Annotated in this window: 21 protein-coding genes; 9 read left to right on the top strand and 12 right to left on the bottom strand. The window is 44.5% G+C overall.

Annotated elements, in window-relative coordinates; genetic code table 11:
- Positions 1 to 62: 62 nt before the first annotated feature.
- Positions 63 to 1,070: a diguanylate cyclase gene (locus FFM78_RS09330; protein WP_263390751.1), complete on the bottom strand. Its 1,008-nt coding sequence runs from the start codon at positions 1,068 to 1,070 to the stop codon at positions 63 to 65.
- On the bottom strand, positions 1,067 to 1,888 hold the full coding sequence (locus FFM78_RS09325) for a hypothetical protein (protein ID WP_137638170.1): 822 nt from the start codon (positions 1,886 to 1,888) through the stop codon (positions 1,067 to 1,069). Before FFM78_RS09325 ends, FFM78_RS09330 begins: the two co-directional genes overlap by 4 nt.
- A gap of 357 nt (positions 1,889 to 2,245) precedes the next feature.
- Here FFM78_RS09325 and FFM78_RS09320 point away from each other — a divergent pair, with 357 nt between their 5' ends.
- Positions 2,246 to 2,788, top strand: coding sequence for a hypothetical protein (locus tag FFM78_RS09320; RefSeq protein ID WP_137638169.1), 543 nt, complete (start codon positions 2,246 to 2,248; stop codon positions 2,786 to 2,788).
- A gap of 131 nt (positions 2,789 to 2,919) precedes the next feature.
- Here FFM78_RS09320 and FFM78_RS09315 read toward each other — a convergent pair whose 3' ends face one another.
- The 4 genes from FFM78_RS09315 to FFM78_RS09300 form a co-directional block, all read right to left on the bottom strand.
- The gene (locus FFM78_RS09315) at positions 2,920 to 3,219 is read right to left on the bottom strand and encodes an adhesin (RefSeq protein WP_137638168.1); all 300 of its coding nucleotides are present in this window, start codon (positions 3,217 to 3,219) and stop codon (positions 2,920 to 2,922) included.
- A 189-nt stretch (positions 3,220 to 3,408) separates the two neighbouring features.
- A complete protein-coding gene (leuD, locus tag FFM78_RS09310) occupies positions 3,409 to 3,987 on the bottom strand; it encodes a 3-isopropylmalate dehydratase small subunit (protein ID WP_137638167.1) in 579 nt (192 codons plus the stop codon).
- A 32-nt stretch (positions 3,988 to 4,019) separates the two neighbouring features.
- Complete coding sequence (leuC, locus tag FFM78_RS09305) at positions 4,020 to 5,384, bottom strand: 3-isopropylmalate dehydratase large subunit (protein WP_373280665.1); 1,365 nt, start codon at positions 5,382 to 5,384, stop codon at positions 4,020 to 4,022.
- 201 nt (positions 5,385 to 5,585) lie between these two features.
- The gene (locus tag FFM78_RS09300) at positions 5,586 to 5,891 is read right to left on the bottom strand and encodes a bacteriocin immunity protein (RefSeq protein ID WP_137638165.1); all 306 of its coding nucleotides are present in this window, start codon (positions 5,889 to 5,891) and stop codon (positions 5,586 to 5,588) included.
- 187 nt (positions 5,892 to 6,078) lie between these two features.
- Here FFM78_RS09300 and FFM78_RS09295 point away from each other — a divergent pair, with 187 nt between their 5' ends.
- The 3 genes from FFM78_RS09295 to FFM78_RS09285 are packed head-to-tail and all read left to right on the top strand — an operon-like array spanning position 6,079 to position 7,904.
- Positions 6,079 to 6,447 (top strand): GntR family transcriptional regulator, encoded by a 369-nt coding sequence (locus FFM78_RS09295; RefSeq protein ID WP_137638164.1) that lies wholly within the window; start codon positions 6,079 to 6,081, stop codon positions 6,445 to 6,447.
- Between the two features lies 1 nt (position 6,448).
- On the top strand, positions 6,449 to 7,159 hold the full coding sequence (locus tag FFM78_RS09290) for an ATP-binding cassette domain-containing protein (RefSeq protein ID WP_137638163.1): 711 nt from the start codon (positions 6,449 to 6,451) through the stop codon (positions 7,157 to 7,159).
- Positions 7,152 to 7,904, top strand: a complete 753-nt coding sequence (locus FFM78_RS09285; protein ID WP_137638162.1) for an ABC transporter permease — start codon at positions 7,152 to 7,154, stop codon at positions 7,902 to 7,904. The genes FFM78_RS09290 and FFM78_RS09285 overlap by 8 nt, the downstream gene beginning before the upstream one ends.
- A gap of 81 nt (positions 7,905 to 7,985) precedes the next feature.
- Here FFM78_RS09285 and FFM78_RS09280 read toward each other — a convergent pair whose 3' ends face one another.
- The 5 genes from FFM78_RS09280 to spx all read right to left on the bottom strand — a co-directional run bounded on the left by FFM78_RS09280 (position 7,986) and on the right by spx (position 11,554).
- Positions 7,986 to 8,567: a homing endonuclease associated repeat-containing protein gene (locus tag FFM78_RS09280; protein WP_137638161.1), complete on the bottom strand. Its 582-nt coding sequence runs from the start codon at positions 8,565 to 8,567 to the stop codon at positions 7,986 to 7,988.
- Between the two features lie 252 nt (positions 8,568 to 8,819).
- Positions 8,820 to 9,107, bottom strand: coding sequence for a hypothetical protein (locus tag FFM78_RS09275; RefSeq protein WP_137638160.1), 288 nt, complete (start codon positions 9,105 to 9,107; stop codon positions 8,820 to 8,822).
- A gap of 125 nt (positions 9,108 to 9,232) precedes the next feature.
- Positions 9,233 to 10,021 carry a Cof-type HAD-IIB family hydrolase gene (locus tag FFM78_RS09270; protein ID WP_137638159.1) on the bottom strand — a complete coding sequence of 263 codons (789 nt, stop codon included), beginning with the start codon at positions 10,019 to 10,021 and terminating at the stop codon, positions 9,233 to 9,235.
- An 87-nt stretch (positions 10,022 to 10,108) separates the two neighbouring features.
- A complete protein-coding gene (locus tag FFM78_RS09265) occupies positions 10,109 to 10,996 on the bottom strand; it encodes a helix-turn-helix domain-containing protein (RefSeq protein ID WP_137638158.1) in 888 nt (295 codons plus the stop codon).
- A gap of 156 nt (positions 10,997 to 11,152) precedes the next feature.
- Entirely contained in the window at positions 11,153 to 11,554 is a 402-nt protein-coding gene (gene spx, locus FFM78_RS09260) for a transcriptional regulator Spx (RefSeq protein ID WP_137638157.1), read from the bottom strand.
- A 525-nt stretch (positions 11,555 to 12,079) separates the two neighbouring features.
- Between spx and FFM78_RS09255 the strand changes: the two genes are divergently transcribed.
- The 3 genes from FFM78_RS09255 to FFM78_RS09245 all read left to right on the top strand — a co-directional run bounded on the left by FFM78_RS09255 (position 12,080) and on the right by FFM78_RS09245 (position 14,002).
- Positions 12,080 to 12,733: an HAD-IIB family hydrolase gene (locus FFM78_RS09255; protein ID WP_171001869.1), complete on the top strand. Its 654-nt coding sequence runs from the start codon at positions 12,080 to 12,082 to the stop codon at positions 12,731 to 12,733.
- Positions 12,727 to 12,876 (top strand): HAD hydrolase family protein, encoded by a 150-nt coding sequence (locus FFM78_RS14095; protein WP_137638155.1) that lies wholly within the window; start codon positions 12,727 to 12,729, stop codon positions 12,874 to 12,876. The genes FFM78_RS09255 and FFM78_RS14095 overlap by 7 nt, the downstream gene beginning before the upstream one ends.
- A gap of 145 nt (positions 12,877 to 13,021) precedes the next feature.
- Entirely contained in the window at positions 13,022 to 14,002 is a 981-nt protein-coding gene (locus FFM78_RS09245) for a LacI family DNA-binding transcriptional regulator (RefSeq protein WP_137638154.1), read from the top strand.
- 127 nt (positions 14,003 to 14,129) lie between these two features.
- On the opposite strand, the gene FFM78_RS09240 is transcribed toward FFM78_RS09245, so the two are convergent.
- On the bottom strand, positions 14,130 to 14,609 hold the full coding sequence (locus FFM78_RS09240) for a PTS sugar transporter subunit IIA (protein WP_137638153.1): 480 nt from the start codon (positions 14,607 to 14,609) through the stop codon (positions 14,130 to 14,132).
- 164 nt (positions 14,610 to 14,773) lie between these two features.
- On the opposite strand from FFM78_RS09240, the gene FFM78_RS09235 reads away from it, so the two are divergent.
- A complete protein-coding gene (locus tag FFM78_RS09235) occupies positions 14,774 to 15,469 on the top strand; it encodes an HAD family hydrolase (RefSeq protein ID WP_137638152.1) in 696 nt (231 codons plus the stop codon).
- A 16-nt stretch (positions 15,470 to 15,485) separates the two neighbouring features.
- Positions 15,486 to 16,259: an ElyC/SanA/YdcF family protein gene (locus FFM78_RS09230; protein WP_137638151.1), complete on the top strand. Its 774-nt coding sequence runs from the start codon at positions 15,486 to 15,488 to the stop codon at positions 16,257 to 16,259.
- Positions 16,260 to 16,267 lie beyond the last annotated feature (8 nt).

Genomic DNA, 16,267 nt, shown 5'->3' with positions numbered 1-16,267 from the left:
TGAATTATTCGCCGCTCTAGGCTAATGCTCAAAAGCTGGGCGCCTTATATCACACTCTTTTATTAAGTCGTCAATAATGGTAAAGTTGGTACCCCAAAGAAGTCCCCTTCTAAAAAATTCGGGTACGGTTGCTGCAGCAGCCAGTCACATAGTTCTTGATTGCCCACACCGTCAATGGAAAACCCGATTTGCCAAGTTTGCGCTAACTCGCCCCAAAATTGAATATCTTTGGCGATCGTATTGCGCTTACTTTGTGCTGCGATCACAATTTTAAGACCATCTAGATATTCTAAGCTATTGGTGATCTGTTCAAAATGATGGTTACTATTGATCTGACCAAGAATAATTTTAACACCGGCCTGATGATAAAAAGCTACCATTGATATTAACAGATCCAAGGTCGGTAAACGGTGTAATTCAATAAATAATTCGTCAGGACCATCAGGACTTTTAAAATACGCAACTAGTTTGTTAGCCACATCTTGAGAAAGAAAATCGACGATCGACAAAGTTTTGATCTGCACCCGACACCGACTATTGATCAAAGCAGCGCGCATCAGCTCGATCCGCCGATCAATATTCAAATGGCGTTGTGACGGTAATGTCCAAATCTGTTTTTTATGATCGTAACGCCGCAACCGTAATTCATTAGCCACGCGCCGTCGATCGCCAGCAACCGCGTAAACGCCGGTGACAAAGTAAGCATACGTTGCCTCGTTGGAATCATCCTGCAGCTGTTGGGTGATACCATCCAATGTAATTGTATCGCGCCCGTGGGCCTTGCTACCGTATAGCGAATCATCGGCTCGCTTGTAAATTGCTTCTGGCACCGCATCATCATCATGCAAGCCACTGATTCCGCTAGAAATAGTAATTGGAATTTTTTTCATTTCGTAAGTAAAATTAGCACTGCGAATCGCCTGCCAACAATGGCTCATAACTTGGAAAGCGTCTTGCACCGTACTATTAGGGAAAACCATGGTGAACTCTTCACCACCAGTTCGATAAACCTGGTAACTTTCACCATATTGACGTACGATCTGCTGCAACACCTGGGCTACACCAGTCAAGATCTGATTGCCGGCCAAATGACCAAATTTGTCGTTAACGATTTTAAAATGATCAATAGGGCGACTACTGCCATGCTAAGTGGTTGCTGCCGAATACGTGTGCTACCGAAAAAAGTAAAAATATCTTTTTGATAAGCCGTAAAATTCTTAGTATTAGTCAGTTCATCAAAATTGGCTTGATGGGCTGTGGCCAAATTGGCAAAGAAACGCCGTTGTTGGCGACCAGTGGACAACTTCATCACAAAAAACATGATGATCGCCCCTAATGCTACTTCTGGTGAAGTTTTCATACCACCAGTATGCGTAGGTAAATTAAGCCAAAAATCGGCAGCAATGATCACCGCAACAATTAAGCGCTGTGGAAAATGGGGCCCGATCTGAGTACGAAAAATTCGAATATTGATCAAAGTAACCACTAAAACCGTCAGTGAGATCACAAAACTTAAGTTAGTAAAATCATTGATAAAGTACAGCAACCAAACGACGACCAGCGCTACACAACGCAGCAAATACTCCAACAAATTAGTATCTTCATCTAGTAACGCCAACACTAAAATAAAAATCCCCATATTATGATACAACATGGCGCTTTGGTTACTAAAATAGCCCATGCCATTTAGCAATCCGCCAATGCCGATACTGGTAACCAATAGTAGCACTCGGTGCAACAAACGGTTATGGGCCGAACGCTGCGGCTCACGAAATGCACGTGCCCACATTTCCATATAAGTATTAACGAACCCGGCAATAAAGAAAATTGCCACCATTAACTGTGTTCCCCATAAAGGTAGGGCCGCTATTATACTTTTCAATTGCAAAACAAGTTTCCCCCAATAATAATTAATGTTAACGCCACAAAGTAGCAGGAAAAGTGTGCCTAATACGGGGGTAATTATTCTATGGCCACCGCTCAACCTAACAGACTGACTAGACATCTAATAATAAGAATACCATAATCAACAATAACGTTAAACAGCCTCAATACATAAGCTTTTTCTAACTAGACCAAAGCCATTAAGAAAGCGTTTACTTAAATTGAAATAGATTTAATTGGCTAATGTAGTGGCCTTTAATACTAGAATTACGATGACATTAGTCCTGGGCCCATATTATTTTATTACTATATTATCAATGGTACAATTAGGTAAGCGCTATCAAAAAATGGAGGGCCTTTCATGAATACAGAAACTTGGTTTAACACTTATGTCCAGAAACATGTGGTCGCTTTTCGCTTAGCCGAAGAACAACGCTGGGCTACCAGCAATAATACAGAAGTGCCGCTGACACCACGGGTTTACAATTTGCTATTTTTTGAACGCACAGTTAAAGTGGCCTTTGATGCAGGTGTTGTGCTGTGTTTAGTGGACGATTGGGCTACCCGCGAGTTACCTAAGTTAGATGTACACATGCTAGAGGCGCTGATGTGGCGCTATTTAGATCAAGTTATGCCCGATATTGCCGATGAACAAGTAGCGCTTTATGACTTTCTAACTTACTTACAGCTAAACTTAGGGGCTCCAATCAAAGATCTAAAATCTGGTGAAACCATCAATTATTTAACTAGTGTACAACAAGTTGAGTATAACACCACCATCGAGCTATACAGCAATATAGTCGCCAAGGCCATTGAATTTGAAAATAAAGGCGATTTCGAACTTGCCATCAAGTACTGGCAGCGTTTCTTTGGGGAACGATCATTAAGACCTAATGTAGAATAGTAACAAATTAGCTCATCATTATTTGAATCGGTGCTCCTTTTATTTTTTGAAGGTATAAAGGATAAAATTAATTAATGGTAACCAAAAAAACGTAAAGTGGTCAAAACCCCTCCGCGTTTCTTTGGTTACCATTATTCAGTTGCCGGTTCAAAATTATAGGCGACATCATCATTGACTAGCTTCAAATTCAGGTCGTACGTGTCCAGAATCCACGCATCATTGGCCGCAATATAAAAAGTTATATCAGCCACCTTCACCTGAAATGGTGCCGTTGGATCAGCGTCACTAACAGTCACACCTAAATAATATTTTGGATAAACCGTAGGAATACCACCATATATTTTGGTAAAAATACGGATATGTGCACCAGGCTGCAAGTTAAACTCGCTGCGGAACCACTGACCGGCCGCGGGATCGACTGAAAATTTCATAAATTAAACTCTCCTTTACTGCAAATCTGGTAAGCAAGTTGTTGCTTGACTTAGCGCATACAAACAGAAGTTTTAATGGCCAAGTTGCTTCTCAAATTATAGCATGAAGCCGCTTTATTGGGGTGAAAAAAGCGATAAAAAATAGCGCCTCACAAAAGCATCTGTTATGGCGCTACCTTGTTAGCTAAATTATTCGCCAAGATTATGTTCAAATTGGGCAATTTGCTCGGCGTGCTTCGCGGTCATGGCGATGTCACTGGTACCGCGCTGTAATTTATCCTTCCACAATGGATCAATGGTAAAGGTAAATTGGCGTGTACCGACTTGCACAGTTTGTTGCGGTAAATCGATTGTAACCTCAGTGTCTGCCGGTAAGGCCGCCAATTCATCACATTGTGCAGCGGTCAGTTCAAGGGGCAAAATACCATTTTTAATGGCATTCATATAGAAAATATCATTGAAATTTTTAGCAATAACGGCGCGGAAACCATAATCACGTAATGCCCACGCAGCATGTTCCCACGATGAGCCACAGCCAAAATTACGGCCGGTGACTAAGATCTGCGCACCAGCGCGCCGTGGATCATTCAGCGGAAATGTGGGATTTTTGGCACCAGAAGCCAGATAGCGTTGACCATAAAACAGCATAGCCGCCAAACTAACTTTATTAACCTTTTTTAGGGAATCCCGAGAAACTAACTGATCAGTATCAATATTATCGGTCATAACGGGGACAATATGACTGGTAATTATTTTAATGGGCTGCATTAAATTGCCACCTTTCATTATGATGTAGCTGACTAAACAAATTGCGGCTGGCGAATATCTACAAAATGACCATTCAGCGCGGCATAAGCGACCATTGCGGGACTGGCCAGATGCGTGCGGGCGCCGGCGCCTTGCCGACCTTCAAAATTGCGGTTAGTGGTCGACGCGCAGTGCACACCTGCTGGTACTTTATCTGGATTCATTGCTAAGCAAGCAGAACAGCCAGGCTCACGCCATTCACAACCAGCAGCCTTAAAAATACGATCCAGGCCTAATTTCTCAGCGGCAAGTTTTACCCGCCGTGACCCTGGCACCACCAGCGCAGTTACGTTTTCAGCGATATGTTTGCCATTTAGAATTGCCGCCTCTACCTGTAGATCAGATAAACGACCATTGGTACAGGAACCGAAGAAAGCATACTCAATTGGAATTTCCGTAGCCAGCATCCCAGGCTGCAAGCCAATGTAATCGTAGGCCTCACGGGTATTATCATCTGTGCTCGCAGGAAATGGCTCATCAACGGCCACAGTCATCCCGGGATTAGTCCCCCAAGAAACCATTGGTGCCAACTGACTAGCATCTAGATCGATAATACGATCGTAGTCATCTGTACTGTCAGTATATAGCGTTTGCCAATCTTTGACTGCGGCAGCAAGGTTCTTAGGGGTATATTTACGGCCTTTAACATAATCAAAAGTGGTCTGATCTGGTTTGATACAGCCATATTTGGCACCACCCTCAATGGTCATATTACAGATACTCATCCGCTCTTCCATACTTAAACCATCAATTGTATCCCCATAGTATTCGATGGCGTAACCCGTACCAAAAGCCACCCCTTCGCGGGCGATCAACCCCAGAATAATGTCCTTAGCGTAAACGCCTTTAGGCAACTCGCCGTGAACATGAACACCAAGATTTTTCGGCTTCGTTTGCCAAATGGTTTGTGTAGCCAACACGTGCTCAACTTCGCTGGTACCAATGCCAAAACCGATTGAACCAAAGGCACCGTGAGTAGCAGTATGCGAATCACCACAGACGATCACCATGCCTGGATGAGTCAAACCCAATTCCGGTCCGATCACGTGAACGATTCCTTGATCCTGGCTGCCCAAGTCCGCCAGCCGAATGCCAAATTCGCGGGTATTTTGTTCCAAAGTTTCGATCTGCTTACGCGAGATCACATCCTGAATATTGAAAATATCCTCAGTAGGCACATTATGATCCAAAGTCGCAAATGTTTTATCTGGCCGGCGTACTTTGCGGTGACTTTCCCGTAAACCTTCAAATGCCTGGGGTGACGTTACTTCATGGATCAACTGCAGGTCTACGTAGATCAACTGCGGTTCGCCAGCCTTGCCCGCAACCACGTGGCGCTGCCATAATTTATCAAACATTGTTTGTCCCAATCTGAATAACCTCCCTGCAAAAATAATGATGCTGCTAATTAGCAATGATGCAACCACTTACATATTTCCTCTTGAAGCCAATTATGGCAACTCGCCTTCTATAAATCAAGTAATAGTCGGTAAAATATTCTAATTTTCCTATAATTAATCAACAGAAATTAACTTGACCAACATACCGCCAGTGTTTATCTAAAGCCATAGAGGCAATAATATGGCTGCGGCCGCAGTAGTATCATATTTCATTGCTTCACCTTTAAGCTGCTGATGCAGTTTGACCGCCGCTGCTGGAAAATTGTGTTGATGGCCCCAGTAATAAAGCGCCAAGGCCTTACACAGTTTAGTAGCTACTAACTGATAAGTGCCTTCCTTATCCAATTGTTTTGCCGCTTGCAGTAATAGCGCCTGCAGCTCAGGTTGCATTTTAACGGCTGGGTCGCCATATGCTGCACTGATCTGATCCATCATTTGGGTAATTTTTTGCAGATTCTTTGTCATGTTCAAATCCCCCTTTTAGCTTAACTGTACAATATTAGGGCTAGTTGGCCAAGGATTTAAAGCAAATTCAGGTTGTTCCTTTTTATTTTTGTCAGCTAGCCGTTATTTTGACTTGCGATCCGCTACGTTTTGCTTTATAGTGTAATAGAGATCTAATACACTACTCAATTAGGCAAGGAGGAACGAGATGCAATTCGATGCTAAAGTGCCAATTTATTATCAGATCAAGCAGTACATTTATCACGAAATTATTAGCGGTCATTTTAAGGCCGGTCAAAAGATCCCCCCGTTGCGTCAATTAGCGGTGACTTTAACCGTCAACGTCAACACGATCCAGCGCGCACTAAGTGAATTGATCACCGCCAAGGTATTGGTATCCCAACGCGGTAAAGGCAATTTTGTCACAACTGATGATGTTATCTTAGGGCATTTAAAACAGCAGGTTCTCACCGCTGAATTTAGTGAGCTATACGATCACTTAGCGGCCATGAACATTGCCCCGGCGGAAATGGTCACCGCCTTTCAAAGCTATCTTGACCAACGAAAGGAAGCGTAACATGACTGAATTATTAAACATTCAAGATTTAACCTATAAACTTAACCTGAATAGTATTCTGGATGGTGTGACCTGCACTGTAGCTGCCGGTAAGATCGTCGGTTTGCTAGGTATTAATGGCGCCGGCAAAACAACTTTAATGCGTTTGATCAGTGGTGTGGCTAAAGGCTATGGCGGTCAGATCACCATTGCAGGTCAAGCCAATGCCGCGCAACGCAAACAACAAGTTAGTTTTAGTCATCAATTAGATGGTAATAATGATCGCGCCCGTTTAAGTCAAATCGTTCAAGACTATCAGGCGCTATATCCCGACTTTGATAACGATCAATTTCAACAATTAGCTGAATTTCTCAAATTGGATCAGCAAAAACGATTAGGGCAATTATCCAAAGGCAATCGTAAAAAATTTATTATCGCGATGACTTTGGCGCGGCAGGTGCCGTTGTATTTACTTGATGAACCCTTTGATGGCATCGATGGGATGAGCCGTAAAACGATCATTGCTAGTATCTTGCAGTGGAAGCCAGATACAGCCACGATCCTGATCAGTGACCATCATGTGGATGACATTGCTAACCTACTAGATTCAGTGATCGTACTTAAAGACAAACAGGTTGCGGCCACTGAACAAGCCGACACAATTCGTGCGCAAGGCCAAAGCATTGAGGACTATTACGAAAATATTTACACCGGAGGCACAAAAAATGACTAAAAACTGGAATCTCTGCCTGAATCTATTTAAAAAGAAAAGCGCCAGCGTACATCTGGTGGTCGGTTTGCAATTGATCGCGGTCATTATCAGCATGCTCACCTTGGTAGTCAAACAAAGTTTTGAGCGCACTGCACCGGTTGGTAGTGCCTTGACTTATGGTTTTGTCGCCGCCTTCATCTTATTTATTTTATTAGCACGTCGTACTGAACGAGTTTGGACCAGCAATCTCTATCGGTTATTGCCTACAACCGATACCCGCCTATACGTGGCTAATCTGCTATCCACCCTGCTGAATTTTATTTACTTTATTGTTCTGGAATTAGTTGTACTAGGGTTATGTAGCTTATTCTTACCACTGAATAATATCAGTATTCCTGCAGGAAGTTACCGTTACACAGCCACTGGTTTGTTGGTCATCGTGGCCTTAGCTTTGTACGGTTGGGTATTCATCAGTTTAGTCCACTTAATCGGTCGCACGATCAGTACTTGGCTGCCAGAAATGCGCTCTAAATTTATTTACTTTCTATTATATGTGATCGTGGTTTTCATTTTAGTCAAACTATTATCACTGGCCAGTAACTTGTTCAATAAACTATCTGTGATCTTGATCGGTGGTCAGCTTGATGCCAATGTTTTACCTGGCTTACTAAGCTTTAGTGGCGTAATGGTCCTGTTGATCATCATTTTTTCCGCCATCAATATTTATTTACTTAAACACCGCGTAGAAACGAAGCAAACGGCATAATCACCCTATTGTATTGGTCGTTAGCGCAACTCTAGCTAAAAAGCAATCTGTCATGAGAACAGATTGCTTTTTATTTATGACCTATTCAATTTTGATCGCCGTCATAAAATCCGCCCACGAACCAAATAAGCGCTTAGCCGCCGCATAGTGCCGGTATTCGTAAGATTTCGGTAAATGTCCGAGATCGGCTGCTTGCTGGATAAAATCCGCAATTAACTGCTGTTTATCTAATTTGGATTGCCGCGGCTGTTTGATCACCGTATCAGCAATTCCCTGAGCAGCCAAAAAATTATGCCAAGAACCAAAATACTGTACAACTTGGTGATAGTGAACAAATTCAGTTGAATTGGGTACCTGTTGTTCCGTTGCGATCTGCTGCTGTAACTCTTTGACCAATACGGCTTGTTTAACCTGTGTTTCGATCCGCTTCGGCGCTAATTTGGATAGCGCCCGGGCTTCCGCCAAAACGTCGTCATCGCTGGCCACTTTACTGACCGCTATAGCCATGGCTAGCGGCATATCGCCTAAAGCCTTACTTTTGCGGCGGTAGCTAGCCAAAGTTCCGGCGCGCACGCCGGCCAGGCTAGCCACAGCCTGTATCTGAATTGACCCATCAAATAATAGCTGGGTCATTTTAGTAATATTTATCATTCGATCACTCACAAGCATATCTCCATCTAATGTTGATTTCGCGTACCACTATTATGGCATAATGTCATGCTTAATGCCATGTAACTGCGCATAAAAAACGAAAAAATTGATTTAAACTTGATCGAAGCAGTTATTTAGTCCAAAAAAATAACATTACCAATTAAGGTAATGCTAACTTCAGCCCAAGTACTTACCATCTCTGATCACCCTAGCCTGGCTTTAAAGAATGCCAACCGCTTTAGCTGTGACCAACATTTTTAGGCATTAGGCGCGCGCCAACTGTTGAAATTCATGTAGGAGCACATAAGTGGCCTGGTAAGCTTCACAACCATCTTCTGGAATCAAATAATTATTCGTTACACTAGCTAATTTATCCAAGTCGGGATTTACATCTGCTGCTGGATCCGCGTCAATTTTCGTGGCCATATCCACGAACAATTCGCGCACGTTGGCCAATTCAGGATGATGTGCGCCATGGACCTTGAGAATTTGGCTGGTGTAGAAGTTTAGTTTAGGGAATTCAGTCGCAATAAATTCTTGTTTTGTGGTCATTGTCGATTCCTTCTTTCCTTTAATGACCCTAGTGTAACGGGAAACGTTGTTAAAAAACTTGATCCAGCTTAAGTTTTTTAATAAAAATAAAGCGAAATTATTCCCTAAAGTGAACTTTTATCAAGCTAAGCCAATAATGTTTCCAGATAGGCTAACACGCCTTGGGTTTGATTAGTCGTTGTCCGCGCTGCTGCCACTGCTGCTACTTCCGGCTGGGCATTTTGCATCGCGACCCCTAAACCAACTTCACGCAACATTTCCAGATCATTCCCACCATCACCAAAGGCAACCATTTCCGCTAGCTCGATACCTAGGATTTGGCCTAATTCTCGCAACCCAGCAGCTTTATTCATTCCGGGTTGAATCAAATCAATATCCCCATGACCACTACTTGTTGGTTCGGCTAAACCGGCTAAAAGTTGCTGCAGCTCAGCGACTAAAGCTGCCGTCTTAGCTGGCGGACAGCCTAAAGCAAATTTCACAATATGATCATTTAACTGATCAAAATTAGGGACCACTGCTAGTTCATAATAATATTGGCGCATTTTGGTGATATAAGTTGGTGCAACGCTAGCCAAAATATAAGCACTGCGCTGGCCACAAACAATAATATTTAAGTCAGGAAGCGTCACTAATTTAGCCAGAATTTGGTGAACGGCAATTGATGTAAAAGAATGTAACGCGTAGATCTGCTTTTGATCACGAATATAGGCGCCGTTTTCCGCTAAATAAATCGTGTCCGGATAAGCCTTGAAAAAGGACCGCAATTGAAAATATTGATTTCCGCTGGCTACCACAAAGCGCATCCCGTGCCGCCGCAATTGTGGCTGTAATTTAGCAAAACGAGCCTCATCGTAGGTTAGATCGTCACGTAAAAAAGTTCCATCCATATCAGTAGCAATTAATTTGATCATGTTATCTGCTCCTTCAAGTTTAATTAAATCAACGTTGCGCAACGTCAATAATCAAGTACAGAAGGTAGTTTAACAGTGAAAATTGGCTTACAAAGGACAATCTTGAAAGCAACTGGTATCAATTTTGTTGAACTGAGTATAGGCCTGGCGGTAAGCTGTTGGCGTTCGCTTCTTCCAGGCCTTGAAATTACGATTTAACGTTTTACAATTATCAAAACCACAGGCGGCGGCAATATAATCAACTGTTTTATCAGTTTCCAGCAACAATAAGCGCGCATGAAGGAGCCGAACTAAACGCAGATAACGGTTAACTGACATCTGGAGACTAACATTAAATTGCTGGTTCAATGTGGTCAATGACACGTGAAACTGTTGGGCCAAGGCAGCCCCGCTTAACGGTTCCGCATAGGCCTGGTCAATATAGGTCATAACGGTGTCCACCAGCGTTGGATTAGCGTTAACCTTCTGCGGTGCTACCGGCACAGTAAACGACTGCCCCAGTTGGACCAACAATGCGTAAAAATGGCTTAGCACCGCTAAACGCACCAAATCAGTGTTGCCCTGAGCCAATAGATCACGGATCGCCAACAAATGAGTGCGTACTGCGGCATAAGCAACTGGGTGCTGTTTGGCCGCCTCGGTGCCAGTTAAAGTCAACCGCCAGTTAATACTTTCTGGCAGCTGTGCTAGCAAAAAGTCATCATCAATGATCAGACCAAATTCGGCCCAATCTGCAGTAGTGTTGCCCACCGCACTGTGAACGCAACGCCGATCAACGGCCCAGATCGCGCCTGGCCAATATTCTGTTGTTTGCCCAGCGGTAACGAATTTTAACATCGCACCAGCGGTCAAACAATTAAGCTCGATGCCTTGATGCCAATGCGGTGCCACATTAACCGTTGTTAAGCGATCGTGTTGAAAATATTTAAATGGTAATCCAGGCATTAATTGAACATTTTCATGTTGAATTTGCATTATGCTTCACCTCAAAAAATAATCGCTACCGCTGCTAAAAATCAGCCGCTACCAAGCTTAAACTGCCACTAAGGCCGGCTACAAACAAACCAATAGCTGCGTTAAAAATTAACCGTTCCTGTTTTAAGCAAGTATCAGCCAGCCTTGATCATTTAATTATACAACTAATTTTGCCCGGATCCGGGCCAGTTCTAATTGGCGCGTTTTTCGTGGTAAAAAGCGGCGAATATCCTCTTCGTTGTAACCGATTTGTAGCCGTTTTTCATCAAACATGATCGGGCGCTTTAATAGATCGGGATGCTGTGCGATCAACTTGATCAATTCACCAGTCGAAATTGTCTCCAAATCAAGTTTAAGCTGACTAAAAATTTTAGCTCGCGTCGAGATCAAATCTTCGGTGCCGTTTTCCGTCATCCGCAATAAGCGTTTGATTTCGTTGGGCTGTAATGGTTGTGCCATCATATTGCGTTCTGTAAACGGAATATGGTGCCGCTGAAACCACGCCCGCGCATTGCGACTAGAACCATTACTTGAAGCAACATATAATTTTACGGTCATTGTGACCCTCCTCATTAACTTATGTTCTGAAACAATTATTATGCCTAAAAAGTCGACCAGGCCCCTTTAGTAGTTGAAATTAACCGGCTACCAAGCTTGTGCCTGCGCTAATGAATCGTTTCTTTTTAGACCGCTACTTGCGTAAATTCAGCCGCATAATCACCGCAGTTATCTGCGGTAATAACCGTGTCAATCGGGCAGTGCTGACCGCCCAAGAATAATCGGCGCACAAAACTTGCTATTCACTAAGTAAACCTGCTTTATAAAATACGGGTTTAACTATAAGCCAAGCTTAACCGTTATTTAGGCATGCGCATAATGCTTATTTTTACATTATCTATGCTTTTTAGGCAGAATCGCTACTGAATTTTAACGTTAGGTTTAGAAATGCACTGCAACCAGCTTTTTAGCTACACTAAGCTTAAACCCTCGTCCGCACTCCATAGCAAGCCTTTTTTGAAATTTATTTTGACATGGAACGCGTTCCACAATTTATACTGAATGCAACCTAAGGGAGTGATCAATATGACGATTCACTATATTTTTTCTGACTTGGACGGCACCCTTTTAAACAGTGCCGGCCAAGTTTCTGTGGCTAACCAAAAAGCGCTCGCCGCCTGCAAACTACCGTTAACGCTGGTTTCCGCGCGGGCACCACAAGAAATGCAAAGTGTGATCACTAAATTAAATTTAACCACGCCGCAAATTGCTTTTAATGGCGGCTTAGTTTTCCAACCGCAAGCCGACAAACCGGCGGTGCTTAGCAAAAGCACCATCGACTTCACTTTAGCTGGACGCCTGCTAACGGTGCTGAAACTTTATTTCCCGCAGATCAGCCTCAGTTTCTACGATCTGCATAACTGGTATACTGAACGTATCGACAAAGAAATTCGCTATGCGCAAAAATTAAATCAGCAACCGATCACACAACTGCAGCCGGCGACGTTTTTCAGTCAGCGCCACCACGAAGTTTTCAAGATCATGTTGTTGACCTTTGACTTAAATCAAATGGCGGCCGTCAACGATTTTCTGGCTAAATTAGCTATCGCCGGCATCAGCGTTCAGCAGTCAGCTAGCTATTGCTTGGAGATCACCAGTGCGCAGGCCAAAAAATCTCGTGGCCTCAAGTACGTTCTACAGCAAGAACATCTGACGGCTATAATGACCTACCGATGTTAGCAATGGTCGGTTATCCGATCGTGATGGGCAACGCCTTTGCTGAGCTCAAAACGCCGCAGGTTTTTGTCACCAAAACCAACGATGAAAACGGCGTCAGTTACGCGCTGGATCATTTGGTCAAACATAATTTAGTTGCAGTTTAAAAACCGTGTGCGTGAATACAATGTGAATTCTTTTGTAAGTGCAGCCAAAAGCAACTTTTACTACGTTATCACTTTCATCAAGTAGTTGCTTTTGGGCTCAAAATCTGAATATTTTCTTTTACAAGTTTTAAAATGAGGTAATTAAATGGCAACTATTCGTGACGTCGCGCGGATCAGTGGTTATTCAATTTCCACGGTCTCCCGAACGATCAATCAAAGCGGTTATGTTTCTAAAACCGCACAATTACAAATAAATCGCGTGATCCATCAGCTGGATTACGTGCCCAACGCAATTGCTCGCGATCTTAGCACTGGTAAAACGCACAAGATCGGCGCTATTTTGCCGCATATTCGTGACCCTTATTTTTCGAAGATCCTTAATGGCATTATGGACGCCGCTTTTGCCAACAACTATAGTGTGATCCTTTTGCCATCAGAATACGACGAGGCCCAAGAAATGCACTACTTAGAGCAGTTAAAACGCAAGGAATACGATGGCCTGATCGTCACTTCCCACGGCATTCCGCTAGAACGCTTAGAAAAGTATAATCAATACGGCCCGATCGTCTGTTGCGAGGATACCGGTGCTAAACAGTTAAACGCCGTATTTTCTGATCGTGAATCCGCCTACACAACCGCATTCAATTGGCTTAAACAAAAACAGATCAAGCGGATCGCTTTTTTATTCAGCCGCCGTGCTGGTGTTAGTGCCACCAGCAGCATCACGTTGAAAACTTTCGCCCAGGTTTACGGTGATCTGCCACCGGATAACTTGGTGATCACCGGCGTTAGCACCCCGGCCGAAGGTTATTTCGCCGCCAAAACATTAAACAAGCAGGCCACCGACCTACAGTATATTTTCGGCAACGGTGATGACATCATCAGTGGCGTCCGCCAATATTATGTTGACCACCAATTACCACTGCCGGGACTGATCGGCCAAGGCCACCAAATTTCCGGCGTTGCCATTGGCATCCCCACCATCGATCCGCATTTCTATACGATCGGCGGTCAAGCGCTACAGTTAGTGCTCGAACCAACCGATGGCGTCCGTAAAATAAAGGTCCACTCTGATTTCATTATCAACAACAAAATCGACCTTACGCCGAACACGTTCATTAAATAAGCTTGATCTGGCAATGCGGATCAGGCTTTTTGTTGCAGTAAAAAAAAGAGTTGATCCGCTAAGATCAACCCTGCAAAAATTAGAGCACGTTGGAAAAACAGTTATGCTAAACTTTTTCAGCTACGCGCTACCGTTCCGCGCCTTTGCCAACCAACGTTCCAGCAGTCACCGGTTTAGCGGCGCTGCACTTAAAACTGTCCAACTTATCAGTAGCATTAAAAATTAAAACCGTGACTGTAGTAGCCTTGCCAGCGGCTTTGATCTGTTGCAAGTCCATCGTCGCCAATTGGGTTTCCGGTGTGACCTGATCACCAACTGCGACCTGTATTGTAAACGGTAAGCCGTTCAATTCAGCCGTATCGATGCCTAAGTACAGCAGGATCTCTAACGCGCCAACTTTCAGGCCGATCGCATGGTGAGTGGGAAACAGCGAGGTCACCGTGCCAGCCACTGGACTATAAACGGCACCAGCAGTTGGTTCAACCGCATAACCGACGCCCATGTTGCCACTGGCGATCGTCGGATCAGCCACTTCACTTAGCGCTTCCAATTCGCCACTAACTGGTGCAAAAAACTTGGTTTTCTTAGTCAATAAAAATAAACTCATTATATTCGCCTTCCTATCCGTTATTTTTTACCACAAGTTCACCATAACGGATGGAACGCGTTTCAGGTCAAGGGGTTACCCCAACTTTTTTATAAAAAATTAGCGCACGTGCTGGCTTGATCGCACTGATAAGCTTAAACTAAAAATGAAAGCCGGTGTTCTCGATGAAAGCCATTCTCTTTGACCTAGACGATACATTATATGATCAATTACAACCCTTTCGCCAAGCGTTTACTGCGACGTTTGCCTTTAAAAACGTCCCGCTGGAAAAATTATATCGGCTTAGCCGCCAATTAAGTGACCAAGTTTTTACCGCCAGCACAACTGGTGCCATGAGTATGACGGCCATGTACATCTACCGCATTCAAAAGGCTTTGGCCCACTTTGATCACCCAATTTCCGCCCAACAAGCGCAAACTTTTCAACAAAATTATCAACATTACCAGCAGCAGATCCAGCTATTACCGGATGTGATCGCAACGTTGAACTATTGTCAGGCGCACCAATTCGGTCTGGGCATCATCACCAACGGCCCCACCGCCCATCAGGAAGCTAAAATCGCGCAACTGGGCTTACAGCGCTGGATCAAGCCAAGCCAGATCATAATCTCAGGCGCTGTCAGGGTGGCCAAACCGGCGCCCCAAATTTTCCAACTGACGGCGGCGCGCCTACATTTAACGCCGGCAACGACTTATTTTGTCGGTGACTCCTTTGCCAATGACATTGTCGGCGCCAAGCAAGCCGGTTGGCACACGATCTGGCTCAACCGCCGCCAGCACCAGATTTCTGACGCCAGTAAGGTGGCCGACTATATCGTGCCCGCCGCGCACACCCTGACTGCGGTGATCAAAACCCTTTAATCGGAGGTTAGTAACAATGTCCCAACTTGCAAATCAAATCAACGCTCTCGGCCAATTTTGCGGCCGCCGCGACTTACCTGAATTAAGCCAAACCGCATTACGCCAAGCCTACCAGATCGAGCAAGCCGACGTTTTCGCCTTTTTTGGCGGCAGTATCGTCGGTGGCGTGGCAACCTTGGCCCAAGCGATCCGCGCCCAAGTCGCCCGCCACTACGTCATTGTCGGTGGTTACGGTCACACCACCGCCGCCTTGATCAAAAGTGCGCGGACCCTTTATCCGACCCTTGATTTTGACACCAGTAGTGAAGCCCAGATCTTCGCCCAAATTTTACAGGCGCAATACGGCCTGCAAGTCGATTTACTAGAAACGAAATCGACCAACTGCGGTAACAATATTACTAATTTATTGGCGTTATTAGCGGCCAACCAGATCGACTTCAATTCGCTAATTTTGTGCCAGGACGCCACGATGCAGCTGCGGATGGCCGCCGCGTTACGCAAATACGTGGCTCCCAGCGTGCCTGTGATCAACTACGCCGCTTACGCAGTTACCGTTGACGATCAATTAGCCTTTACCCAGCCACTACCAGGGATGTGGACACTGGACAAATACGTTTCCCTGCTATTAGGCGAGCTCGGCCGCTTGACCGACGACCAAACTGGCTACGGCCCTGCCGGCAAGAACTTCATCGTTCACATTGCGGTCCCAGCAGCGCTACAAACCGCCGCCGCTGAGTTACGGCAACACTTTGCCACCCGTCAGGCCGATCCGCGCTTTGCCGGTAAATAGCGTTTAGC

The sequence above is a fragment of the Loigolactobacillus binensis genome (genome assembly GCF_005405165.1).
In the GTDB taxonomy this organism is placed as follows: Bacteria; Bacillota; Bacilli; order Lactobacillales; family Lactobacillaceae; genus Loigolactobacillus; species Loigolactobacillus binensis.
The sequence above is the reverse complement of the archived record's forward strand: the minus strand, read 5'-3'. Positions and strand labels throughout refer to the sequence as shown.